Origin of the sequence: Rhodococcus mengyinensis, from assembly GCF_048381435.1 — a bacterium.
GTDB lineage: Bacteria > Actinomycetota > Actinomycetes > Mycobacteriales > Mycobacteriaceae > Rhodococcus_F > Rhodococcus_F opacus_D.
Genome location: NZ_JBLWIT010000161.1, coordinates 137,297 through 160,239 on the forward strand (window position 1 = coordinate 137,297; position 22,943 = coordinate 160,239).

Sequence of the window (22,943 nt, forward strand, 5' to 3'; positions counted from 1 at the left end):
ACCGTTCGGATGATCTGCCGGGGCCGGACGGATGAGTTCGGGAGCGCCGTCGGCCCGATGCGGTCACCGGCACCGCCGGGCCAGGCTGGTCACATCAGCTCGTCACTTCCCGAAAGGCCCTCCGATGCGCACCTTCCACCGCCTGCCCCGCATTCTGGCGATCACCGTCCCGCTTGCCGCGATCGTCGCCACCTCGGCGTGCGGCACGTCCGCGTCCGACGAGGCGAGTCCGACGTCCACTCCGGTGGCGACCGCCGCCGCGCCGGCCGCGATCGACGGTGCGGACGGCGTGGTGAGCCAGAACCGTCTCGGTATCGGCACTGCGCAGGCCGCAGCGCAGGCGGCGCTCGCGAAGTGCCAGGCCGACGGGCTCGGGTTCGTCACCGTGTCGGTGGTCGATCGCGCCGGCAACGTGCAGGCGATGTTGCGCGGGGACAATGCCGCTCAGCACACCGTGGAGGCGGCGCGTCAGAAGGCGTACACCGCTGCCGCGTTCGGCGCGAACACCAGCGATCTGAGCGAACGGGCCAAGGGCGACGGCGCGACGGTCGCCGACCTTCCCGGCACGTTGTTCCTCGCCGGCGGGGTGAGCGTGAAGTCGGCCGGCGGGTCGATCGCGGGAATCGGCGTCGGCGGCGCTCCCGACGGAATGCGGGATCAGGCGTGTGCGGCCGCCGGGCTCGACGCGATCGCCGGGACGCTGGGGTGAAGAGCTGCCCCCGTGTCGACGCCCGAACTGGAACACGCTGTTCGACGCCGTCGCGACGTTGCTGCGGACCAGGTGACGAGGCGGGTCAGGTGCGCCCGATCAGGTCGAGGGACTGCTCGCGCATCTCGACCTTGCGCACCTTGCCCGTCACCGTCATCGGGAAGTCGTCGACGACGTGCACGTATTTCGGGATCTTGTAGTGGGCGAGCTTGCCGGTGCAGAACTCGCGCACCTTCGCCGCGTCCAGGGGTTCGGTACCGTCCTTCATCCGCACCCACACCATCAGTTCCTCGCCGTACTTCGCGTCCGGCACCCCGATGACCTGGGCGTCGAGGATGTCCGGATGCGTGTACAGGAACTCCTCGATCTCGCGGGGATAGACGTTCTCGCCGCCGCGGATGACCATGTCCTTGATCCGCCCGGTGATCGCGACGTAGCCGTCGGAATCCATCACACCGATGTCGCCGGTGTGCATCCATCGTCCGGCGTCGATCGCTTCGGCGGTCTTCTCCGGGTTGTTCCAGTACCCGAGCATCACCGAGTAACCCCGGGTGCAGAGCTCGCCCGGCGTGCCCCGCGGAACGGTCAACCCCGTTGCCGGATCGACGATCTTGACCTCGAGATGCGGGCCGACCCGGCCGACCGTCGACACGCGCTGATCGATCGTGTCGTCCGACCGGGTCTGCAACGACACCGGCGACGTCTCGGTCATGCCGTAACAGATGGAGACCTCGGCCATCCCCATCTGTTCGATGACCTGCTTCATCACCTCCACCGGGCAGGGTGATCCGGCCATGATTCCGGTCCGCAGGCTCGACAGGTCGAACGATGCGAAGTCCGGTTCGGCGAGTTCGGCGATGAACATCGTCGGCACCCCGTACAGCGACGTGCACTTCTCCGCTTCGACGGCCTGCAGCGTGGCTTTCGGGTCGAAGGACGGCCCCGGAATGACCATGGTCGCGCCGTGACTCGTGCAGGCCAGGTTGCCCATCACCATGCCGAAGCAGTGGTAGAACGGCACCGGGATGCAGACGCGGTCGTTCTCCGTGTAGTGGCACAACTCGCCGACGAAGTACCCGTTGTTCAGGATGTTGTGGTGGCTGAGCGTCGCACCCTTGGGGAATCCGGTTGTCCCCGAGGTGTATTGGATATTGATCGGATCGTCCGAGGACAGGGCCGCCTGCGCGGCAGGCAGCAGGGACGGGTCGGCGGCGTGCGCAGCCATGCCGTCCGACGCCAGCCGGCTCCACTCGGCACTGCCGAGGAGCACCACCATCTCGAGGTCGGGGCACTGGGGCCGGACCTCCTCGATCATGGCCGCGTAGTCGGAGGACTTGAACTCGGGCGCCGACACCAGCAGACGGATACCGGCCTGATCGAGCACATACTTCAACTCGTGCGCCCGGTAGGCGGGGTTGATGTTGACGAGCACTGCGCCGATCTTGGCCGTCGCGAACTGGATCAGCGTCCACTCCGGGCAGTTCGGCGCCCAGATCCCCACCCGGTCGCCCTTCCCGATACCCCGCTTCAGCAACCCCGCCGCCACGGCGTCGACGTCCCGCCTCAGCTCCGCGTACGTCCACCGCCGCCCCGAGGGCCGGTCGACCAGGGCGTCACGATCACCGTGGGCCGCCACGGTCCGGTCGAAGTTGTCTCCGATGGTGTCGCCGAGCATCGGGGCGTCCCACACGCCGTTGGTGTAGCTGGGAAGCGGGGTTGTCATCACTCTTCCTCTCTAGGAGCCCGTTCGGGCGCCTACGGGACGGGCAGACCCGAAGGCCCTTCCGCGGTCGAACTTACTCTTGGTTGATGTGATCCAGGGCATACTGCACGGCGAGGGGCGCCGGTATCTGTGCGAAGTCCGGACACCCCTCGCCGGCCCTGTCAGAGCGCGTCGTCTTTCGTTTCCACCAGGGCCTTCGTGCACAGCAGGCTCACCACGCCGAGGACGGCGAGCATCACACCGATCGCGGCGCTGCCGTACGCGGACGCCAGCGGTGCGGCGATCAGCGGCGGCACGGCGCCGCCGAGCACGCCGGCGAGGTTGTAGCCGAGTCCGGCGCCGGTGTAGCGGTAGCGCGTCTGGAACATTTCCGGAAGCAGGGCGCCGCAGGGGCCGTACGCGATTCCGAAGATGGCGAGCGTGACCACCACGCCGATCGTGAACGCGAGGGGTGAACCGGTGTCGAGCAGCGGGAACAGTGCGAGCGCCCACACGACGGCCAGTCCGCAGGAGATCATGATGACCCGTCGACGCCCGATCCGGTCCGAGTACAGAGCGGAGACGACGATCGTGAATCCGAAGACCACGGCCGAGGCGATCCCGACCGTCAGCACGAACGGGCGGCTGAACCCGAGGGTCTTGGTGCCGTAGCTGGTGAGAAACGCTGTGCCCATGTAGAAGAACGCGAACAGTGTGGCGAGCGCGCCGGCCGAGAGGAGGATCTCCTTGGTCTGGTACCGCCAGGCGTCCATCAGCGGGAGGCTCCGCGGGGTCGCATCGGCACGGTCGGCCAGCTGGGCCGCGCGGAACACCGGTGTCTCCTCGATCGCCAGCCGCATGTAGAGGCCGATGCCGACCAGGACGGCGCTGAACAGGAAGGGAATCCGCCACCCGTACTCGAGGAAGACCTCGTTGGTGTCGCCGAGCAGGGTGCCGGTGACGAGGAACGTGGCGCTGGAGAGGATGAAGGCCACCGCGGGGCCGAGTTGCGGGAACATCGCGTAGAGGCCGCGCTTGCCCGGGGGTGCGTACTCCGCCGTCAGCAGTGTGGCGCCCGCCCACTCGCCGCCGACGGCGAATCCCTGACCGAAACGCAGCAGCACCAGCAGGATCGGTGCCGCGACCCCGATCGTCGCGGCACCGGGCAGCAGGCCGATCAGGAACGTCGAGACACCCATCAGGATGAGCGTGGAGATCAGCGTCTTCTTACGTCCGATCCGGTCACCGTAGTGGCCGAACAGCATCGCACCCACGGGCCTGGCGACGAACGCGACGGCGAAGGTCGCGAAGGAGGCGACGGTGCCGGCGGTGGAGCCGAGGGCGGGAAAGAACACCGTGGGGAACACCAGGGCTGCGGCGGTGCCGTAGATGAAGAAGTCGTAGAACTCGATGGTCGTACCGATGCCGCTGGCGATGGCCACCTTGCGGACGCTGGTACCGCCCTGGCGCACCGGTGTGGGGGCGTGGGGGGCGCCCGCACCCGAGTTGGAGACTGTGGTCACTCGATTCCTCCGTGGTCCGTGGGGAACACCCTGGTGGGCGTATCCCGGATGAGAGGAAAAGTAGTGATGCGGCTCACTGCGTCACCACCCCCGAATAGGGGGGGTGGTGACGCGTGTCACGTCACTCGGCGGTGCCGGACGCGCCGAGCAGCTCCTTGCGGAGTTCGGTCCACACGGTGGCGTACGAGTCGATCACGGGTTCCGAGATCCACTTCGTCTCCCCCGCAGCGACTTTCGCGAGGGCGTCGGCGAACAGGTCCTGGTAGCGGGACAACCGGGGCACGAACGCCGACAGGTCGTCGAACACGACCGACGCACGGCGGTCCAGGTCGGCCAGCTGATCGGCGTCGGCCGAATCGATGAGTCCGACGAACTCCTCGTGGAACGGCACGAAGCTCTCGTACACCTCCGCGATGGAGTCCTCGTCGATGGATACCCGCTCGGCGTCGAGCTGATCCTCGAGCTCCGACAGTCCGGCCTCGGTGAGCCCGATCCGGCCGTCGGAGACTTCCTGCGCCTTTCCCTGGGTCAGCAGCGCGTCGTAGGCGGCCTGCGCGGACGCAGCGCTCACGCCGAGATGCTCGGCCAGAACAGCCGCGCTGACCTGCTCTTTCAACCGGACCGCCTGCAGCAGGGCCAACTCGTCCACATTGCCAGCGAAGGCCATAGATCTCTCCTCGTCACACCCCGTCCAGGGCGGTTCTCCGCAGGCCCGGCCGGACCTGCCGCCCTTTAGATAACACGACTACAGTTCGAGGATCTCCGAGGGGGCTGCGAGCGCATCCGCGCGGGACGTGTCCTTCAACTCCACTCCGGACCGGCCCAGTTTCCTGGCACCGGACACGAGACCCGCCACGACGCGGGCCGCGAGTTCGTAGCCGAGCCCTTCGGGTGGGTGGATGTTGGACACGCAGTTCCGGTCCGCGTCGGTGCGTCCGGGACGCGGGAGGTGCGTGAGGTAAACGCCGACACTGTCGGCCACCGACAGTCCGGGCCGCTCCCCGATCAGCAGGACGAGCGTCTGCACGCCCAGTGCCTGCGCGATGTGGTCTCCGAGCGCCACCCGGGCCTGGGTCGCGATCACCGGCGGCGCCAGCGAGTACGTCCCGCCGAACTCGTCGACCAGAGCGGACAGCAGGGACACCCCGTGATCGGTGAGCGCCCGGGGCGACAACCCGTCGGCGAGGACGAATCCCACCTCGGCCGTTCCCGCGGGTACCGCGGACAGGTCGGCCGGTGTGCGGCCCAGGTCGGGCCGGCGCAGGTATTCGCTGCGGTCCGATGCCTGACTCGTGACGACCACGGGCCTGCCCAGGCCCACGGCCTCGACCTGCTCGGCCAGCGCCTCCGCGTCGAGCGGCTGGTGGACGGCGTCACGTGCGGCGGCGTGCGCCGACCGGAACTCGAGGACGCGCTGCGTGGGCAGGGCGTCACCGGTGCGGCCGAGACCGATACGCGCCTGCGTCGTGGCCCGCAGTTCCGCCCAGAAGTCTTGCACCACAGGATCGCTCATCGTGCCACCGTCAGCGCCCGCAGCGGCGACGCCGCAGCGTCGACCGGCAGGACCCGTCCCGCGTCGTCGACCATGCCGAGACGGCGCATCCAATCCTCGAATTCCGGTGCCGGCCTGAGTCCGAGCACCTGACGTGCGTACAACGCGTCGTGGAACGACAGACTCTGGTACCCGAGCATGACGTCGTCCGCGCCGGGTACCGCGATGACGAAGGCCGCGCCTGCCACCCCGAGCAGGGTGAGCAGCGTGTCCATGTCGTCCTGGTCGGCTTCGGCGTGATTGGTGTAGCAGACGTCGACACCCATCGGCAGGCCCAGGAGCTTTCCGCAGAAGTGATCCTCGAGCCCGGCCCTGATGATCTGCTTGCCGTCGTACAGGTACTCCGGACCGATGAACCCGACCACCGTGTTGATAAGCAGTGGTTCGAGATCACGGGCCACCGCGTACGCCCTGGTCTCGAGGGTCTGCTGGTCGACGGGCCTGCCACCCGTGCCGAGGTGGGCGCCCGCACTGAGCGCCGAGCCCTGACCGGTTTCGAGATACATGACGTTGTCGCCGACGGTGCCGCGTTTCAGGGACCGGCCGGCCGCGTTGGCCTCACGGAGCAGCGAAATGTCCACACCGAAACTGGAATTGGCGCCCTGTGTTCCGGCGATGGACTGGAACACGAGGTCGACGGGAACGCCTTCCTCGATCAGGCCCATCGTGGTGGTCACGTGCGACAGCACGCACGACTGCGCCGGAATGTCGAAGCGCTGACGGATGTCGTCGAGCAGGTGGAGCAGTTCCGCGGTGGCGTGCGGCGAATCGGTGGCCGGGTTGATTCCGATCACGGCGTCACCGCAGCCGAGCAGCAGGCCGTCGAGCGTGGCGGCCGCGATTCCACGCGGGTCGTCGGTGGGATGGTTGGGCTGCAGCCGGGTTGCCAGGTGTCCCGGTACGCCGAGCGTCGTCCGGAACCCCGCGGTGACGGTGACGGCCCGCGCGACCGCGATGAGGTCCTGGTTGCGCATGATCTTGCTGACCGCCGCGACCATCTCCGGTGTCAGCCCCGGGGCGACGCGACGGAAGGTCTCGGCCGCACCGTCTCGCGCCGCGACGTCCAGCAGCCAGTCGCGCAGGCCGCCGACGGTGAGATGGGAGATCTCGCCGAACGCGACCCTGTCGTGCGAGTCGATGATGAGCCTCGTGACCTCGTCGTCCTCGTAGGGAACGACGAGTTCGTTCAGGAACGTGCCGAGCGGGACGTCGGCCAGCGCCCACTGCGCGGCGGCGCGTTCGGCGTCGGAGGACGCCGCGCACCCGGCCAGTTCGTCGCCGCTGCGGAGCGGAGTCGCCTTGGCCATGAGGTCGACGAGACCGTCGAACGTGTACCCGGTTCCCGCGATTCCGTGACTGTAGGTGGTCATTCCAATTCTTCCTCTGCCTTCGCAAGAACAGCAAACTCCTCGTCGGGCGAATTGGCAACGAGGTGATGGCGGCTGTACAGGCCGAAGTACGCCATGAAGGCCGCGAATGCGATCAGCGTCCAGAGTGCGGCGACCGGATCGACGAGGAAGGTGGCGATCACCGCGGCGGCGGCGATGACGAGCGCGAACGACGTGGTGACGATGCCGCCCGGGGTGCGGTACGGCCGCTTCATCTCCGGCTCACGCCTGCGGAGGACGATGTGGCTGACCATCATCAGCACGTAGCTGACGGCCGCGCCGAACACCGCCATGTTCAGCAGCATCGCGCCTTCACCGGTGAGCGACAGCACGAACCCGATGACACCCGGCACGATGAGGGCGAGCGTGGGCGCCTTCCGCGAGTTGGTGATCGACAGACTCGTCGGCAGGTAGCCGGCGCGGGACAGCGCGAACGTCTGCCGCGAGTAGGCGTACATGATCGAGAAGAAGCTGGCGACGAGGCCGGCCAGTCCGATGTAGTTGACGACCTTGGCCGCGGTTCCGTCACCGAGCGCCTCGACCAGCGGATTGCCGGACGTGGACAGGCTCTCGGCACCCAGCGCTCCGGTAGCGAGGAACAGGACAGTTGCCCCCGTGACGATGAGGATGAGCATGCTGATGATGATGCCGCGCGGCACGTTCTTCTCCGGCTCGCGGGCTTCCTCCGCGGCCAGCGGCACGCCTTCGACGGCGAGGAAGAACCAGATGGCGAATGGGACGGCCGCCCAGATTCCGAATGCGCCGAACGGCAGGAAACTCGACGCGCCCACCGCATCGGTCGCGGCGATGTCGGTGAGGTTGCCCGCGTCGAACAGGCCGATCGCGGAGACCGCGAAGATCACGAGACCGACCAGTGCGATCGCCGTGATGACGAACATGGCCTTTAGTGCCTCGCCGGCGCCGGTCAGATGGATTCCGATGAAGATGGCGTAGACCGCCAGGTACACCCACCACCCGTCGGTGATACCGAACAGGTTCAGCGACTCGACGTAGCTGCCGATGAACGTGGCGATGGCGGCGGGCGCGATCGCGTATTCGATGAGAATGGCCGTGCCGGTGGCGAATCCGCCCCACGGCCCGAGTGCGCGCCGCGCGAACGTGTAACCGCCGCCGGCGGCGGGCAGGGCGGACGACATCTCGGCCATGCCCAGCACCATGGCCAGGTACATGCCCGCGATGACGACACCGGCGATCAGCAGGCCGCCGAATCCACCCTCGGCCAGTCCGTTGTTCCATCCGGCGTAGTCGCCGGAGATCACGTAGCTGACACCGAGGCCGGCGAGCAGCACCCAGCCCGCCGAACCCTTACGGAGCGTGCGTTTTTCCAGGTAGCTGCTGTCTTCCGAGTGGAAATCGGCAGCATCGTGATGTTGACCGGTTCCGGAATTCTTGGATGGTTCTACGAGTGACATTCCGTCCCCTACGTCGATCCGAATGGTGCCTCGTCCGCACCGCTCGGGGAGCGGAATCGAACGGCCGAGGCCAATGGTGAACGAGTTGTGTACACGTCGTGTCAGCAGAACGTGACCGCGACGTAAAAACCTGGGTCGTAGCGCGCTTCGGGTGCTATGGGACCGGGCGGCGGGCGGGCACGGGACATGCGTCGACGGCTTCGGCGACCACTTGTGGTTCGAGGGACGGGGCGGGCCTCCAGCCCTGCTCCCACCGCTGGCCCACGATGACCTCCTCCGCGGCGAGGCTGGTGTTCTCCTCCGGGGTGAAGGCCCGTGCACGACTGAGAAAGCGCATGCCTTCGGGACTTTCCAGGCTGAATCCCGATCCGCGGCCGGGCACCACGTCGAGCACCAGCTGAGTGTGCTTCCACGCCTCGAACTGCGAACCGGAGATCCACACGGGCACGGCATCGGCACCCTCGGCCCGGGTGGACGGGATCTCCCCGACACCGAGACGCAGGTCGAGGACGCCGAGCAGCACGTCGCGGTCGCCGACGATGAATTCACCGTCGGGGTAACACATCGGCGCGGAGCCGTCGCAGCACCCGCCGGACTGATGCATCATCAGCGCCCCGTGGGTACCGCCGAGGCGGCGGAGAAGCTCCACCGCCCCGGCGGTTGCCTTCAGGCGCGCAGGCGCCCGGGCTGCGTCCATCAGAAGAAGCCCTGAGCCTTCTGGGCGTAGCTGACCAGCAGGTTCTTCGTCTGCTGGTAGTGCTCGAGCATCATCAGGTGGTTCTCGCGGCCGATGCCGGACTGCTTGTAGCCACCGAACGCGGCATGCGCGGGATACTGGTGGTACGTGTTGGTCCACACGCGGCCGGCCTGGATGTCACGTCCGGCCCGGTAGGCGACGCCACCGTCCCGCGACCACACGCCGGCGCCGAGGCCGTACAGCGTGTCGTTGGCGATCTCGATGGCCTGGTCGTAGTCCTTGAACGACGTGACGGAGACGACGGGACCGAAGATCTCCTCCTGGAAGATCCGCATCTTGTTCTGACCGGTGAAGATCGTCGGCTGCACGTAGTAGCCGCCGGACAGGTCGCCGCCGAGTTCGGCGCGCTCACCGCCGGTGACGACCTTGGCGCCTTCGCCCTTGCCGATCTCGATGTACGACAGGATCTTCTCGAGCTGATCGTTCGAGGCCTGTGCGCCGATCATCGTGTCGGTGTCGAGCGGGTCGCCCTGGCGGACGGCCTTGGTGCGGATGGCCGCCATCGCGAGGAACTCGTCGAAGATGTCCTCCTGGATCAGCGAACGCGACGGGCAGGTGCACACCTCGCCCTGGTTGAGGGCGAACATCGTGAAGCCCTCGAGCGCCTTGTCCTGGTAGTCGTCGTTGGAGGACAGAACGTCGGAGAAGAAGATGTTGGGGCTCTTGCCACCGAGTTCGAGGGTGACCGGGATCAGGTTCTGCGACGCGTACTGCATGATGAGCCGACCCGTGGTGGTCTCACCGGTGAACGCGATCTTCCGGATCCGCGGGCTCGAGGCGAGCGGCTTGCCCGCCTCCACACCGAAGCCGTTGACGATGTTCACCACACCGGCGGGCAGCAGGTCGCCGATGACGGAGATCAGGTGCAGGATCGACGCCGGGGTCTGCTCGGCCGGCTTGAGAACGACTGCGTTGCCCGCGGCGAGTGCGGGAGCGAGCTTCCACACGGCCATGAGGATCGGGAAGTTCCAGGGGATGATCTGGCCGACGACGCCGAGCGGCTCGTGGAAGTGGTAGGCGACGGTGTCGGAGTCGATCTCCGACAGTGCGCCTTCCTGCGCCCGGATCGCACCGGCGAAGTAGCGGAAGTGGTCGACGGCTAGCGGAATGTCGGCGTTCAGGGTCTCGCGGATCGGCTTGCCGTTGTCCCAGGACTCGGCGAGCGCGATGGACTCGAGGTTCTCCTCGATGCGGTCCGCGATCTTGTTCAGGATGATGGCGCGCTCCGCCACCGATGTCTTGCCCCAGGCCGGAGCCGCAGCGTGTGCGGCGTCGAGCGCAAGTTCGATGTCCTCGGACGTCGAACGCGCGACCTCGCAGAACGGCTGTCCGGTGACGGGTGTCGGATTCTCGAAGTACTGGCCCTTGACGGGCGCAACCCACTGGCCGCCGATCCAGTTGTCGTAACGCGATTGGAAGGACATGACGGCGTCCGGCGAACCCGGGCGGGCATACACGGTCATCGATAACTCCCTGGTGTCGTGAAACTCGGGTGGAACTGGGTGTGACTCACAACACTAGGGACCGTACCGTTGCAACTACGTTGCGTACTGCTGATCGAACAGATCGATCCTGGACTTGACCTGGGAATACAGGGGTGAACGCGGGTCGAGGCCCGCCAGATACGCCTCCCATGCGGCGACGTCCTCACGGCCGTGGACGGACGTGGTCCATTTGGCGAGCAACCGTTGATCACCTTCCCGCAGCAGCGCCGCCTGGACGCGTGCCCGCAACTCGTCGCGAAGATCCTCGACCCCGGGCGCCTCCGACCCGGGAAGGACCGGGCCCGAGTAGACGTCGAGGGCGGCGGTGAGCTCGCCACGGTCCAGGGCTCCGCGGACCTGCCGGACGTCCGAGGTCAATTCGGCGAGCAGCCGATAGGGCCGCGAACCGAGGTTTGCCGGGCCGAAAACCTTACGCAGGCGCGACATCTCGGCACGAATGGTGACGGCGTCGAGTTCGTTCTCGTCGAGCAGGACCGCGAGGCGGTCGGAACTCAGGCCTTCGGGGTGCTCCGCCAGGAGCAGGAGGATCTCCGCGTGCCGCTGCGACAGCGGGATGCGTTCGGGCCCACGGACCAGTGTCGGCCGTCCCGATCCCAGGACCTCCAACCGCAGTACCGTCTCGACGAGCGGGTGCGGTGAACGCAGCTGGTGCAGTCGCAGCTCCGCCTCGGCGGCCGCGACGGTCGCCCTGATCAGCGAGAGCACCTCGGGCACCGCCACCCGCGGACCACCGGTGATGTCGATGGCCCCGACGATCAGTCCGGTCGCGGGGTCGTGGACGGGCGCCGCCGAACAACTCCAGTCGTGCACCGAGCGGCTGAAATGCTCGGCACCGAAGATCTGCACGCAATGGTCGAGGGCCAGCGCGGTACCCGGGGCATTGGTGCCGACGGTGTCCTCACTCCAGTCGGCGCCCTCGACGAAGTTCATCTCCAGTGCGCGGTCCTTGGCGGACGAATCGCCCTCCACCCACAGCAGCTGACCCTTCTCGTCCGTGATGGCCACGAGCAGCCCGGTGTCGGCGGCGTCCTCGACGAGAAGCTTGCGGACCACCGGGCGGATGATCGACATCGGGTGGGACGCCCGGTACGTGGCGAGATCCGCGGACGCCAGATCGACGGCGCGGGCCGACCCGTCCGGGTTCACTCCCTTGCTGGTGCTGCGCATCCACGAGTCGAGGATGACGGAACGGACGGAATTCCCGTCACCGTCCGGGGCACGACCGGCGGGTGCGTGACGCTCGACGAACAACTGATGCGCCGACGACACCCTGCGCGCCAGCATCGCGACGTCGTCTCCCGGGCGCACAGCGACCCACGGATTGCCCCCTGTGGGCGGTTGACTTTGCATCGAACTCCTCCACGGCGTCTCTGCCTACTGTAACCCGCATCACACGGGCCCGTGTCGCCCCCTCGGTCACTCCCGCAGGAAGGTACTGACGCGCTCGGCGACCATCACCGCCGTGGCGTGCGGCCCACGGCTCGGGACCACCGGGAACACCGAGGTGTCGGCGATCGTCAGCCCTTCCATTCCGCGGACGTTGCACCACTCGTCCACCACCGCGCCCGCGTCGTCCCGTCCGCCCATCCGGCAACTGCCGCACAGGTGCAGCGACGTCCCCAGGTGGGCGAGCACCGCGCGGTCGGACACCTCCTCGGACAGCGGTTCGAGCAGCGAACCGAGTTCCGGTGAGCGGAGCAGTTCCAGTCCGATGGCTTGTCCCTCGCGCAGCGCCCGGCGGTCGGCGGCGGATTGCGCGTAGCGGTATTCGATTCGGGGACGGTCCCGGCGGTGCCGCGACGTGAGCCGGATGTCGCCCCGGCTGTCCGTCACCATGAGCCCGATCCCGAGGATCGGGTCGGGCTGCCCGGATCCGGGGACGAGCACGTCGAACGGCGCCGTGTACGGACGGATCTCGAGGTCGCCGACATTCAGCACCGTTTCGACGACCGGACTGGTGTCGCTGCGGCGGAGCGAGTCCCGGATACGGTACGGCAGAGCCACTTCGGGGTGATCACTGAAGTCGCTGCCGACACCGGGCGCGTCGAGGACGACGGGAATGTCGTTGTCCTTCAGGTGTTCTGCCGATCCGATTCCCGAAAGCATCAGCAGCACCGGGGTTTCGACGGGACCCGCCGCCAGCACGACGCGACCGGTGCGGACCGTGCGCCGCACACCGTCCGACTCCACTTCCACCCCGATGGTCTCGTTACCGGAGAACAGAATTCGGACGACATCGGAATTCGCTTCGACCGTCAGATTGGGACGCTCCCATCCCGGCAGCAGGTACGCCACTGCCGTGCTGACACGGCGGCCGCCGTCGACATTCAGGGGCACCGGACCGACCCCGCCGACGCCTGCGCCGTTCTTGTCCGGTTCCTCGGGATGTCCTGCGCCGAGCGCCGCGGCGCGGAATGCCGCGCTGATCTCGCTCAGCCGCTCCGCGGGCTGCCTGCGAACGGGCATCGGCCCGGTCGTGCCGTGCCGGGAGTCGTCGAAGTCGGCGTCACGCTCGAGTGCCCGGAAGGCGGGCAGCACGTTCTCGTACGACCACGACGCGGGCCAGTGCCGGAAATCCGCTTCCGTCCCACGGACGAAGTAGGCGCCGTTGACGGCGCCCGAACCGCCGAGGACGTGCCCACGCACCATGGCCGAGGGAACGCTTCGTGCCAGCTCCACGCCGTACGTCTCGGCGAACGCGCTGCCCGGACCGACCGGCAGCGTCCGGTAGTCGAGCACGGGACAGTCGGACACCGACCGGTAACCGGGTCCTGACTCGAGGAGGAGGACCGATCGTCCGGGATTCTCGCTGAGTCGGGCGGCCACGACGCATCCACTCGAACCGCCGCCGACGACCACGACGTCGGCGGCGCGAATCGGATCGGCCACTACGACTTCAACCGGGGCTTCAATGCGTCGAGGTCGCGGGCCGTGATGGCGCCCTTCCAGAGCCCGGCGCCGTACGCGACGTCGTCGATCCGCTTGAACACCGTGTGCCGCACCGGTCCCAGCCCTCCGGGCTCCCGGTGGGTCGCCCAGTCGGCGACGCCCTCGGCGACGGCGATCGCGAGCGCGATACGGCGAATCCGTTTCGACAGCAGCACCGCCAGCAGAGTGATCGGCCAATAGTGGCGACACATCGCGGACGCCAGTTGCCAGGCACCGCCGGCGAAGCCCTGGGCCGCGAGTATCGCGGCGATGCGGGTCGGCTGGTCGAGGCCGGTGAACATGCGGCGCAGGCGCAGCAGCATCATCGCGAGTGTGGCGACGGCGCCGAGCAGGCCGAGCCGGGTGCAGGTGGCGGCGGCGAGGCACGCGAAGAACGTCCACGGCGACATCGACAGCGGGGGAACCATCCCCGAATGCCTTGCCGCCAGCGGCGCCGCACCGGTGCCGTAGAACAGCTTGCGGTCGAACCACTTTCCGAACGTCACGCGGTGATCGTGCGCAACGTGAGCCACCGGCTCGTACCGCAGTCGCCAGCCGGACTCCTGGAGTCGCCAGCACAGGTCGACGTCCTCCGCCACGTGCATGGACTCGTCGAAGCCGCCGAATTCATCGAGCACCTCGCGGCGGGCGATCATCGCGGCGCTCGGGACGTACGACACCGGGCCACCGGACTGGACCGCGGACTCCTTACGTCCGAGGTCCAGGGAGGAGCGGGCGTGCTCGTACCGCGCGAGTGTGCTCGCCTCGGGTTCGAGCGCCACGATTCTCGGGGCGACGAGTGCGACCGCGGGATCGCTGAAGTGGCCGAGCATGACCTCGATCCAGCCGGTGCGCGGCAGGACGTCGGAGTCGAGGAACGCCACGAACGGAGTTGCGGCGTAACGCAGACCGGTGTTCCGTGCCGCGGCCGGTCCCTTGGCCGTCTCGTGGCGCAGAACGGTGACGCGGCCACCGCACCCGTTCTGCAGCACGGGGGCGACGATCGGGACGTCGGATCCGTCGTCGACGACGACCACCTCGAGTCCGCGGAGCGAGGCCAGCACCCGGTGCAGCCCCGACGCGTTGTTCTTCACCGGAATGACAACGGTGACATCCCGGGGCGACGGAGTACTCATGGGGCGCGGGTTGGCGACCCCCGAATCGAGGAGGCGGCGTGCAACGACCGCGGACTGCGGATCGACGACCTCGAGGTAGCCGTCTCCGATCATGGCCGCCGCGGTGGGTGCCAGCTTCAGCATCCGAGTCGGCGAACCGCCGATGAGCACTCGACCTCCGGAATATGCGCGTACCTTGGGGTCGATTCGGATCCCGAATCCGTCGGGAAGTCGAGCTTGGCGCATCAGTCGATCGTAGGCGGATCGGAGAGCGCTGGCAGGGCATGCCGGAAATTAGTCGCGTCGGCATGCCGGAAATCCGCCCTCGGCAACTCGAGGACGCCCGTGCGGGTCATTGGAGCCTCCCATCGGCGCCCGGTTCCGACCGGAGCCTTCCATCGGGGCCCGGTTCCCACCGGGCCAGTGCCTTGGTGACTGCGTGGACGAGTACGCCGAAGATCTGCGCCCCCTCCGCGGCCGTAGCGCCCGTCGGGTCACCGAGCACGCCGTTGGCCGACACGGCGACCATACCGCCTTCGCGCAGTCTTGGCATCAACCTCGCAATAGGTTCCGTATTACCGGCTTCAGCCCTGGACAACCTCACCCGACCGGGTGAAAGGTGTAGCAACAAGGACGTTTCCGTACGCCCGGCATGGGCGTCCGCCCCGGGTACCGCACACGGCACCCACGCCACATCGCGGGCCTCGTACTGAAGCAAGGCGACAGCCTTGACCAGCGCGGGCCCGTTTCCGCCGTGCCCATTGACGAACAGCACACGGTCCGCCCACCGGCACGCGGACCTGCCGTACTCGACCAACACGGTCTCCAGCGCCTCCGCCCCGAGCGAGATCGTCCCGGGAAACCCCTCGTGCTCGCCACTGGCGCCGTAGGCGATCGGGGGCGCCACCAGCACGTGCGGCAGCGCGCGGGACACGGCGTCGGCGATGGCGGTGTCGGTGTCGAGCGGCAGATGCGGTCCGTGCTGCTCGAGAGAGCCGACCGGGACCACGACCGTCGACACGCGGGACACGAGTTCGGGCCACACCGCGTCGTCGAGGTGTCCGGAATGGGGCATCCACCGATGCTAGGCGATGCGGAACCGGCCGCTGCGCGCGCTAGAGCGCGAGCGCAACCCGCTCCCCCTCGATGACGGCGGAATGCGCGCGCCGCGGAGCCAGGGCGTCGCCGACGCGATGAACCTCGATACCGCTGTCGGCCAGCTCTTTCCACAGATCGTCCTCCGGCTGCTGATGCGCCGAGGACACCACCCAGTCGACGGTGAGCTGTCGCAACTCACCGGTCGGGTGGTGCAGGAGCGTGACCGCGAGCCGCCCACCGTCTGCGGCTTCGCACCCGGTCGGCACCACGTCCGTCACCTGCGTGATGCCCTTGCCGTGCGCCCGCCGGTTCCATCCCTCGAGGTCCAGCGTGATGCCGAGGTCCTGGCCGACGATCATCCCCGGTGTGCAGATCGTGACGGCACACCCGGCGTCGGCGACGAACTCCGCGACGGACGTGCCCTGATGGAATCCCAATTCGTCGACCACCAGCACCGTCCCGGCCGGACGCGCGCGGTCCTCCAGCACGTCCCGCACGTCCACCACCCGGTCCGACGCGCCCGCCCAGCGCGGTCGGCGCGGACGCGCCCCGGTCGCGAGCACCACCACGTCGGGACGTCCCTGCACCAGTGCCCCGGCGGTCGCGTCGGTGCCGCTCCGCACGTCCACACCGCGCCGAACGCATTCCGATTCCAGATCGACGACGAGGTCGAGGAACTCGCGGCGGCCCGGGACGACGGCAGCCGTCCGGACCTGGCCGCCGAGAACCGTCGCGCGTTCGAACAGCGTCACGTCGTGCCCCCGCTGCGCCGCGGTCGCCGCGGCCTTGAGCCCGGCCGGGCCACCGCCGACCACGAAGACCCGTCTGCCGGGAACGGTCGGTGCGGGCAGCAGGACCGATTCCCTGCCCGCGCGCGGGTTGACGACGCACCCGAGCCACCGGCCCAGCCCCATACGTCCGATGCATTCCTGATTGCACGCCAGGCACGTTCGGATGTTTTCTTCTTCGCCTGCCAGGGCCTTCGCCGCGAAGTCCGGGTCTGCGATCTGGCCGCGCACCACCCCGATCAGGTCGCAGTGCCCCTCGTCCAAAGCCTGGTCGGCCTGGTGCGGATCGGAGAATCGGCCGACGCCGACCACGGGAAGACCGACCCGTTGCCGGATGGCGTTCGGGACGAATAGCGCGTACCCGCGAGGGACGGCCATGGAGGCCTCGATCATGTGGAGCGTCTCGGTGGCCATCCCGATGGACGTGTTGATGTAGTCGACACGGCCGTCCGCCTCCACCAGAGCGGCCACCGCCACCGCCTCGTCGAGGCGGACTCCACCATCGAACAGATCCTCCCCCGCGAGCCTCACCCCGAGTGCGCGATCCGGACCGATCGCGGCACGCACGGCCTCGACGACCTCGAGGAGGAACCGGGCCCGGTTCTCCAACGATCCCCCGTAATGGTCCGTGCGCTGGTTCGTAGCAGGGGCGAGGAAGCTCCGCACCAGCGACGAATGGGAACACTGCAGTTCGATCCCGTCGAATCCGCCTCGGACACAGTGCTCGGCCACGCGCGCGTACCCGTCGACGAGGGTCCGGATCTCCCGCTGATCGACCTCCTTGGGAACTTCGCGGAACAGTGGATCGGGGACGGCGCTCGGCGCCCACAGCGGCCGCCGCGAGTACATGCTCGACCCCTGGCCGCCGTTGTGGTTGATCTGAGCCAGAATCGGGACACCGTGGTGGTGGACCGCGTCGGTGATCCGCCGGTACCCAGGGACGACCTCCGGCCGGTAGCCGGCGATCACCTTCTCGTACGGCCAGTCCCCCGGATGGGTCGCGTGCTCCTCGGAGATGATCAGGCCCGCACCGCCCTTCGCGCGCGCCGCATAGTAGGCGGCGTGCTGCGCGGTGGGCAGGCCGTCGACGGCGTACCCCGTGAGGTGCGCGGAGAAGACCACCCGATTGCGCAGAGTCAGCGGCCCCACGCGCAATCGGGTGAACAGGTGGCGGTACGCGGAGGTGCTCACACCTTGGTGTTGCCCATGTCGACGGCGACCTGACTGCCCGTGACCCTCCGCGAACCGTCACCGGCCAGCCACAGCACCGCATCGGTGATGTCGTCGGTGTCGGCCAGCGGATGCTCGGTGAGGATGGTGCCGAAGCTCGACAGGTAGTGCGGGTGCTTCTCGAGTATCACGAGGCTGCCCGGATCGGTGCCCATCGGAGTCTTCACCCCGTACGGGTGAACGGAGTTGACCCGAATCCCGTATTCACCCAGTTCCTTTGCCGCGGTCTGGGTCAGTCCGACGAGCCCGAACTTGGAGGCGGCGTAATTCGCCTGCCCCGGCAACGGCTTGATGCCCGCAACGGAGCTGATCACGATGATCGAACCCCCGCGACCTCCCTCGATCAGCGCAGGCACCGCAGCCTTCAGCGTCTTCCACGCCCCGGTGAGGTTCACGTCGATCAGCGTCTCCCACTGCTCGTCGGGCATCTCCCAGAAGCGATTCCAATTGCAGATCCCGGCGTTCGCGATCACGATGTCGAGCCGGCCGAACTGTTCGACTCCCCGGTCCACCACAGACTTCAGTTGCGCACTGTCACGCACGTCCGCCTGCTCGGCGAGAATCTTTCCGCCCTCGGATTCCACGAGCCGCACCGTCTCGGCTAGGTCGTCCGGCGTCGCCGGCTCGTAGCTGTTGTACTCCGACACCGGCCCGCAGATGTCCACGGCGATGATCGCCGCACCTTCGCGCGCCAACCGCACCGCGTGCGTCCGCCCCTGCCCACGGGCAGCCCCGGTGATGAACGCGACCTTGTCGTCGAACTGTCCCATGAAATGTCCTATCTCTCGTTGACGAGGGTGAACGGATGGTGGTCGAACTCGTTCTGCCTGTGTGCGGACACGGTCAGCGCCGCGGTGCGACCCTCACGGACCGCCTCGAGGAGTGTCCGGGGAGCCACGCAGTCGCCGACCCGCACCGCATCCGTGTGCGACGAGCCGAGGGTGTCCTCGGGGAGGCGATGCGAGCAGTCGATCAGCACGGTGCACGGCACCACCGACTCTTCGGCGGTGTACCGGTTGCGGATCCGCATGCCGTCGTCGCCGATCGAGACGATGCGACTGTCGAGGTGGCGCGTCACCCCGGCTCGTTGCAACCGGGAGTTGGCATCGGCGAGATCTCCGGTCATGCCGAGTCGCGAACCGGCCACGGAATCCTGGGTCACGATGCTCACGTCGCGTCCCTGCGCCGCGAGCCATTCGGCGACCGCCACGCCGACCGGTCCGCCGACCGGATCGAAGACGACGTGGGGCCCTTCCGCCGGCGCGCCGCCGTCCAGCAGGTCCGCGGCACCGACACACCGGACGCTCCCCTCGACGGGGAACGGCAGCGGGCGGGGCCTGCTGCCGGTTGCGAGGACCACCGTCGCGCCCTCGCGTTCCGCGGCGTCGATGTCGGCGTCCGAGACAGTGGTGCCGAGACGGAATTCGACCCCGAGGCTGCGGCATTCGTTCTCGAGCCAGTCGGTGAGCGCTCTGAGGTGCGGCGCACCTACGGCTGCCCGCACCATCCCGCCGACCCGGGCCGACGCGTCCGCCACGGTGACGCGGTGACCGCGCAGGGCCAGCACTCGCGCCGCCTCGAGACCGGCCGGACCGCCCCCGACCACCAGCACCTCGCCGGTAGCAACATCAGCGATGCCCTCGACGGGATCGACGGTCTCGTGTCCGGCCGTCGGATTACCGACGCAGGTCACGACCGGATTGCGGGGGTCGAGCACCTGGCACGTCTGATTGCACAGGACGCACGGCCGCGGCGCCGCACGGCGCCGGATCTTGACGACGAGGTCGGGGTCGGCGATCTGGGCGCGCGTCATCTCGACGACGTCGGCGACACCCTCGTCGAGCGCCCGCCGGGCATCGGCCGGATCGACGACGCTGCCCTGGAGAACGACCGGGACCATGCCTGCGACGGCCGAGCGGATGTTCCGGCAGAGTTCGGTGTTGAACGCGGGTGACTGGTGGAAGTCGGGGCGGTACGCGTTCGGTGTCATCGGCCCGCCCCGGACCACCACGAGCAGGTCGAGTGCCTCGGCAAGTTCCCGTGCGTGTCCGGCGGCGATCGACGGCGTGATCCCCGCCCAGGACGTCGCCTCGTCGCAGCTCAGGCGCAGGGACAGGACCCGGTCGGGGCCCAGCTCGTCGCGGACGGCGGCGAGGACCTCCCGGGTGAGGCGCAGCGGGTCGGCGCCGTACTCGTCTGCGCGAACATTGGTGAGGTTCGAATGGAACTGCCGCAGTAGCCCTCTCGGTCCGGCGTCGAGCTCGACACCGTCCACGTCCGCGGACACGGCCGCGGCGGCCGCGGCACGGAAACCCTCGACGAGGCCGTCGATCTCCGCCTGCTCCATCTGCATCGGCATCTCACGGGAGATCACGTCGGCAATGCCCGACGGTCCCCACAGCACCGCCTGCGAGTACGCACTCGACCCCTGCAGTCCGGTGTGCCCCAGCCCGGCCAGCACCAGCGTGCCGTGCGGGCGACACGCAGCGACCACGTCCCGCCAGCCACCGACGCAGTCAGACGCCAGCGGAGCCCGCTCGTACGGCCAGTCGGACGCATGGACCGACGCCACCTCGGTGACGACGATCCCGGCGCCGCCACGCGCCCGACGCTCGTAATACGCGACGTGCCGCGGGGAAAGCGCTCTTCCCGCACCGAGATTGGTGGGGTGCGGACCCAGAAGCACCCTGGCCGGGGCGTGGCGTCCGGCCAGGGTGATCGGGTCCGTCAGTTGCGCAGACATCTACGCTGTTCGTCGGTCAGGATTCGGCGCCGAGCACACGGGCGAATCCGGGCGGGATCACGACGTCGGACGGCGTGAGGTCGTGGATGGACGAATGACCCAGCCCGAGCAGCGCCGAGTCGATGCCGCCGCGGAGGACGTCGAGGACGTTCTCGACACCGGCCTGACCGTTCGCCGAGAGGCCCCACAGGTACGCGCGGCCGATCATGACCGCCCTCGCGCCGAGCGCGACGGCCTTCACGACGTCGCTGCCGCGGCGGATACCACCGTCGAGAAGCACCTCGACCTGGTCGCCGACGGCCTCCGCGATGGCGGGCAGCGCGCGGATCGGCGCCGGGGTGCCGTCGAGGTTGTTGCCGCCGTGATTCGACACGGAGATCGCGGTGACGCCGGCGTCGACGGCGCGCTTCGCGTCGTCGACACGCATGACGCCCTTGAGCATGAACGGCCCGCCCCACTGCTCGCGCAGCCACGCGATGTCGTCCCACGTCGGCAACGGCGTCTGCATCCACTCGCCGTAGGCACCGAAGAACGTGGGCGGTTCCTGACCGGGCTGCGCCAGGTTCGGGGTGGTCAGATCCGGGATCTTGCGGGTCTTCGCGAACTCGTACAACCACTTCGGACGAGTAATGCCCTCGGGGGCGAACTGGAGCATCGCCTTGAGGTCCATCTTCTCGGGGATGGCCGGGCTACCCCAGTCGCGTCCGTACGAGAACGACCAGTCGGTGGTGATGATCAGTCCGGTCGCCCCCGCGGCGCGGGCGCGTTCCATCCGCTGGATCAACACGTCCCGGGTGCCGACCCAGTACATCTGGAAGAACGTCTGAGGATTGGCCGCCGTGACCTCCTCGATCGACTTGCTCGCGAACGAACTCAGACCGATCGCCGTTCCCCGTGCCGCCGCCGCACGCGCGACCGCGACCTCGCCGTCGGGGTGCACCGCCTGCACACCGGTCGGGGACATCACGACGGGCAGCGAAATCGGCTGACCCATCACGGTCGTCGACAGCTCACGCTTGTCGGACAAACCGACGACGTGGGGGGCGAACCCCAACTCGGCGAAGGCCGCGATGTTGTCGTCGACCGTCACGCCCCGCTCGGAACCGGCGATCAACGCTGCATACACCGACTTCGGCAGGCGCTTCTTCGCGCGACGCTGAGCCTCGGCCACCGTCTCGAAGAACGGATTCTTACCCATGGCAATACCTCTCGTACCTGGCAGACGACTTACGTCTGGTCCATGCCCGCAAGCGGGTTCTCGTCACAAATCTTGGCCGGCGGACGCACCATCAGCGTCAACGGAACCGGCGCCCGCGGAGTCCGGCGCTCGCCGGTGCGGGAATGGTCGACACTGGATTTCGGGATCTCCCCCGCGGCAGCCAACGCCAATTCGCCGTTGCCGATCACACATTCGGGGTCCGGGCCGTCCATCGGCAGCCCGGTGAAGAACTTCGCGGCCATGCATCCGCCGCGGCAGGAGTCGTAGTGGTTGCACTTGCTGCACGCGCCGCCGGTCTGCGGGGACCGCAGCTCCTGGAACAGCTCCGACGTCTGCCACACCTGCTGGAAACCACCGTCCACCACGATGTTTCCCGCGAGGAACTGCTCGTGGATCGCGAACGGGCAGGCGTAGACGTCGCCGATCGGGTCGATCAGGCACACCACCCGTCCGGCGCCGCACAGGTTCAGACCGGGCAACGCATCGCCGTACGCGGACAGGTGGAAGAAGGAGTCGCCGGTGAGCACGCCCTCACCGTTGGCGACCAGCCAGTTGTACAGCTCGCGCTGCTGCGCCTGCGTGGGATGCAGTTCGTCCCACACGTCCGCGCCGCGCCCCGACGGTCGCAGCCGGGTGATGCGCAGGGTGGCGCCGTACTTGTCGGCGAGGGCCTTGAAGTCGTCGAGCTGGGACACGTTGTGCCGGGTGACCACCACGGAGATCTTGGCGTCCTTGAAACCCGCCTCGGACAGATTCTCGAGTGCCCGGACCGCCATCGCGAACGAACCCGGACCACGAACGGCGTCGTTGACCTCGGCCGTCGCGCCGTCGAGGGAGATCTGCACGTCGACGTAGTCGCTGGCCGCGAGCCGGGCGGCGACCTTCTTGTCGATCTTCACCCCGTTCGTGGAGAACTTCACCCCCACCTGGTGAGCCGTCGCATAGTCGACCAGCTCCCAGAAGTCCGAGCGAACCGTCGGCTCACCGCCGCCGATGTTCACGTAGAAGACCTGCATACGCTGCAGTTCGTCGATGATCGACTTGCACTGCTCGGTGCTCAACTCCCGCGGGTCACGCCGGCCGGAGGAGGACAGACAGTGCACACACGACAGGTTGCACGCGTAGGTCAACTCCCAGGTGAGGCAGATCGGAGCGTCGAGACCGAGTTCGAACTGGTCGACGAGGCGGCCGACCGGGGCGGAAGGCCTTTCGAGCATGGAGGTCATGGGCTGTGTCCTCTGGTACGGGTGGAG

Annotated in this window: 18 protein-coding genes; 1 reads left to right on the plus strand and 17 read right to left on the minus strand. The window is 68.2% G+C overall.

The genetic code is table 11. The features are described from left to right. Positions 1 to 124: 124 nt before the first annotated feature. Positions 125 to 709 (plus strand): GlcG/HbpS family heme-binding protein, encoded by a 585-nt coding sequence (locus tag ACNJ7E_RS43030; protein ID WP_280783599.1) that lies wholly within the window; start codon positions 125 to 127, stop codon positions 707 to 709. Between the two features lie 85 nt (positions 710 to 794). Here ACNJ7E_RS43030 and ACNJ7E_RS43035 read toward each other — a convergent pair whose 3' ends face one another. The 17 genes from ACNJ7E_RS43035 to mftC all read right to left on the minus strand — a co-directional run bounded on the left by ACNJ7E_RS43035 (position 795) and on the right by mftC (position 22,916). Then, positions 795 to 2,432: an AMP-binding protein gene (locus tag ACNJ7E_RS43035; protein WP_280783598.1), complete on the minus strand. Its 1,638-nt coding sequence runs from the start codon at positions 2,430 to 2,432 to the stop codon at positions 795 to 797. A gap of 161 nt (positions 2,433 to 2,593) precedes the next feature. Then, positions 2,594 to 3,934: an MFS transporter gene (locus ACNJ7E_RS43040; protein WP_418342643.1), complete on the minus strand. Its 1,341-nt coding sequence runs from the start codon at positions 3,932 to 3,934 to the stop codon at positions 2,594 to 2,596. Between the two features lie 121 nt (positions 3,935 to 4,055). Next, positions 4,056 to 4,601 carry a hypothetical protein gene (locus ACNJ7E_RS43045; protein WP_105412686.1) on the minus strand — a complete coding sequence of 182 codons (546 nt, stop codon included), beginning with the start codon at positions 4,599 to 4,601 and terminating at the stop codon, positions 4,056 to 4,058. A 78-nt stretch (positions 4,602 to 4,679) separates the two neighbouring features. After that, a complete protein-coding gene (gene eutC / locus ACNJ7E_RS43050; RefSeq protein WP_054245398.1) occupies positions 4,680 to 5,447 on the minus strand; it encodes an ethanolamine ammonia-lyase subunit EutC in 768 nt (255 codons plus the stop codon). Beyond that, positions 5,444 to 6,856 (minus strand): ethanolamine ammonia-lyase subunit EutB, encoded by a 1,413-nt coding sequence (locus ACNJ7E_RS43055; RefSeq protein ID WP_280783595.1) that lies wholly within the window; start codon positions 6,854 to 6,856, stop codon positions 5,444 to 5,446. The genes eutC and ACNJ7E_RS43055 overlap by 4 nt, the downstream gene beginning before the upstream one ends. Continuing rightward, the gene (eat, locus tag ACNJ7E_RS43060; protein WP_005572051.1) at positions 6,853 to 8,307 is read right to left on the minus strand and encodes an ethanolamine permease; all 1,455 of its coding nucleotides are present in this window, start codon (positions 8,305 to 8,307) and stop codon (positions 6,853 to 6,855) included. Before eat ends, ACNJ7E_RS43055 begins: the two co-directional genes overlap by 4 nt. Before the next feature lie 154 nt (positions 8,308 to 8,461). After that, positions 8,462 to 9,004: a DUF779 domain-containing protein gene (locus ACNJ7E_RS43065; RefSeq protein WP_280783594.1), complete on the minus strand. Its 543-nt coding sequence runs from the start codon at positions 9,002 to 9,004 to the stop codon at positions 8,462 to 8,464. Beyond that, positions 9,004 to 10,527 (minus strand): aldehyde dehydrogenase, encoded by a 1,524-nt coding sequence (gene adh / locus ACNJ7E_RS43070; protein WP_009479319.1) that lies wholly within the window; start codon positions 10,525 to 10,527, stop codon positions 9,004 to 9,006. Before adh ends, ACNJ7E_RS43065 begins: the two co-directional genes overlap by 1 nt. A 75-nt stretch (positions 10,528 to 10,602) precedes the next feature. Continuing rightward, positions 10,603 to 11,919, minus strand: coding sequence for a helix-turn-helix domain-containing protein (locus ACNJ7E_RS43075; protein WP_280783593.1), 1,317 nt, complete (start codon positions 11,917 to 11,919; stop codon positions 10,603 to 10,605). Between the two features lie 66 nt (positions 11,920 to 11,985). After that, positions 11,986 to 13,458, minus strand: coding sequence for a mycofactocin dehydrogenase MftG (gene mftG / locus ACNJ7E_RS43080; RefSeq protein WP_418342644.1), 1,473 nt, complete (start codon positions 13,456 to 13,458; stop codon positions 11,986 to 11,988). Then, on the minus strand, positions 13,458 to 14,858 hold the full coding sequence (mftF, locus tag ACNJ7E_RS43085; RefSeq protein WP_280783591.1) for a mycofactocin biosynthesis glycosyltransferase MftF: 1,401 nt from the start codon (positions 14,856 to 14,858) through the stop codon (positions 13,458 to 13,460). Before mftF ends, mftG begins: the two co-directional genes overlap by 1 nt. Positions 14,859 to 14,964: 106 nt before the next feature. Next, positions 14,965 to 15,687, minus strand: a complete 723-nt coding sequence (mftE, locus tag ACNJ7E_RS43090) for a mycofactocin biosynthesis peptidyl-dipeptidase MftE (RefSeq protein WP_418342645.1) — start codon at positions 15,685 to 15,687, stop codon at positions 14,965 to 14,967. A gap of 40 nt (positions 15,688 to 15,727) precedes the next feature. Continuing rightward, on the minus strand, positions 15,728 to 17,689 hold the full coding sequence (locus tag ACNJ7E_RS43095) for a mycofactocin system FadH/OYE family oxidoreductase 2 (RefSeq protein WP_418342646.1): 1,962 nt from the start codon (positions 17,687 to 17,689) through the stop codon (positions 15,728 to 15,730). Further along, positions 17,686 to 18,498, minus strand: coding sequence for a mycofactocin-coupled SDR family oxidoreductase (locus tag ACNJ7E_RS43100; protein WP_105412697.1), 813 nt, complete (start codon positions 18,496 to 18,498; stop codon positions 17,686 to 17,688). The genes ACNJ7E_RS43095 and ACNJ7E_RS43100 overlap by 4 nt, the downstream gene beginning before the upstream one ends. A gap of 8 nt (positions 18,499 to 18,506) precedes the next feature. Next, a complete protein-coding gene (locus tag ACNJ7E_RS43105) occupies positions 18,507 to 20,471 on the minus strand; it encodes a mycofactocin system FadH/OYE family oxidoreductase 1 (RefSeq protein WP_418342647.1) in 1,965 nt (654 codons plus the stop codon). A gap of 16 nt (positions 20,472 to 20,487) precedes the next feature. Continuing rightward, positions 20,488 to 21,669, minus strand: a complete 1,182-nt coding sequence (gene mftD, locus ACNJ7E_RS43110) for a pre-mycofactocin synthase MftD (protein WP_418342648.1) — start codon at positions 21,667 to 21,669, stop codon at positions 20,488 to 20,490. 29 nt (positions 21,670 to 21,698) lie between these two features. After that, on the minus strand, positions 21,699 to 22,916 hold the full coding sequence (gene mftC / locus ACNJ7E_RS43115; RefSeq protein ID WP_418342649.1) for a mycofactocin radical SAM maturase: 1,218 nt from the start codon (positions 22,914 to 22,916) through the stop codon (positions 21,699 to 21,701). Between the last annotated feature and the right edge of the window lie 27 nt (positions 22,917 to 22,943).

Bases quoted from the DNA above. Each gene is read 5' to 3' on its own strand.
- ACNJ7E_RS43030 (WP_280783599.1), top strand. From the start codon at position 125: ATGCGCACCTTCCACCGCCTGCCCCGCATTCTGGCGATCACCGTCCCG.
- ACNJ7E_RS43035 (WP_280783598.1), bottom strand. From the start codon at position 2,432: ATGACAACCCCGCTTCCCAGCTACACCAACGGCGTGTGGGACGCCCCG.
- ACNJ7E_RS43045 (WP_105412686.1), bottom strand. From the start codon at position 4,601: ATGGCCTTCGCTGGCAATGTGGACGAGTTGGCCCTGCTGCAGGCGGTC.
- eutC (WP_054245398.1), bottom strand. From the start codon at position 5,447: ATGAGCGATCCTGTGGTGCAAGACTTCTGGGCGGAACTGCGGGCCACG.
- ACNJ7E_RS43055 (WP_280783595.1), bottom strand. From the start codon at position 6,856: ATGACCACCTACAGTCACGGAATCGCGGGAACCGGGTACACGTTCGAC.
- eat (WP_005572051.1), bottom strand. From the start codon at position 8,307: ATGTCACTCGTAGAACCATCCAAGAATTCCGGAACCGGTCAACATCAC.
- ACNJ7E_RS43065 (WP_280783594.1), bottom strand. From the start codon at position 9,004: ATGGACGCAGCCCGGGCGCCTGCGCGCCTGAAGGCAACCGCCGGGGCG.
- adh (WP_009479319.1), bottom strand. From the start codon at position 10,527: ATGACCGTGTATGCCCGCCCGGGTTCGCCGGACGCCGTCATGTCCTTC.
- ACNJ7E_RS43075 (WP_280783593.1), bottom strand. From the start codon at position 11,919: ATGCAAAGTCAACCGCCCACAGGGGGCAATCCGTGGGTCGCTGTGCGC.
- mftF (WP_280783591.1), bottom strand. From the start codon at position 14,858: ATGCGCCAAGCTCGACTTCCCGACGGATTCGGGATCCGAATCGACCCC.
- mftE (WP_418342645.1), bottom strand. From the start codon at position 15,687: ATGCCCCATTCCGGACACCTCGACGACGCGGTGTGGCCCGAACTCGTG.
- ACNJ7E_RS43100 (WP_105412697.1), bottom strand. From the start codon at position 18,498: ATGGGACAGTTCGACGACAAGGTCGCGTTCATCACCGGGGCTGCCCGT.
- ACNJ7E_RS43105 (WP_418342647.1), bottom strand. From the start codon at position 20,471: ATGTCTGCGCAACTGACGGACCCGATCACCCTGGCCGGACGCCACGCC.
- mftD (WP_418342648.1), bottom strand. From the start codon at position 21,669: ATGGGTAAGAATCCGTTCTTCGAGACGGTGGCCGAGGCTCAGCGTCGC.
- mftC (WP_418342649.1), bottom strand. From the start codon at position 22,916: ATGACCTCCATGCTCGAAAGGCCTTCCGCCCCGGTCGGCCGCCTCGTC.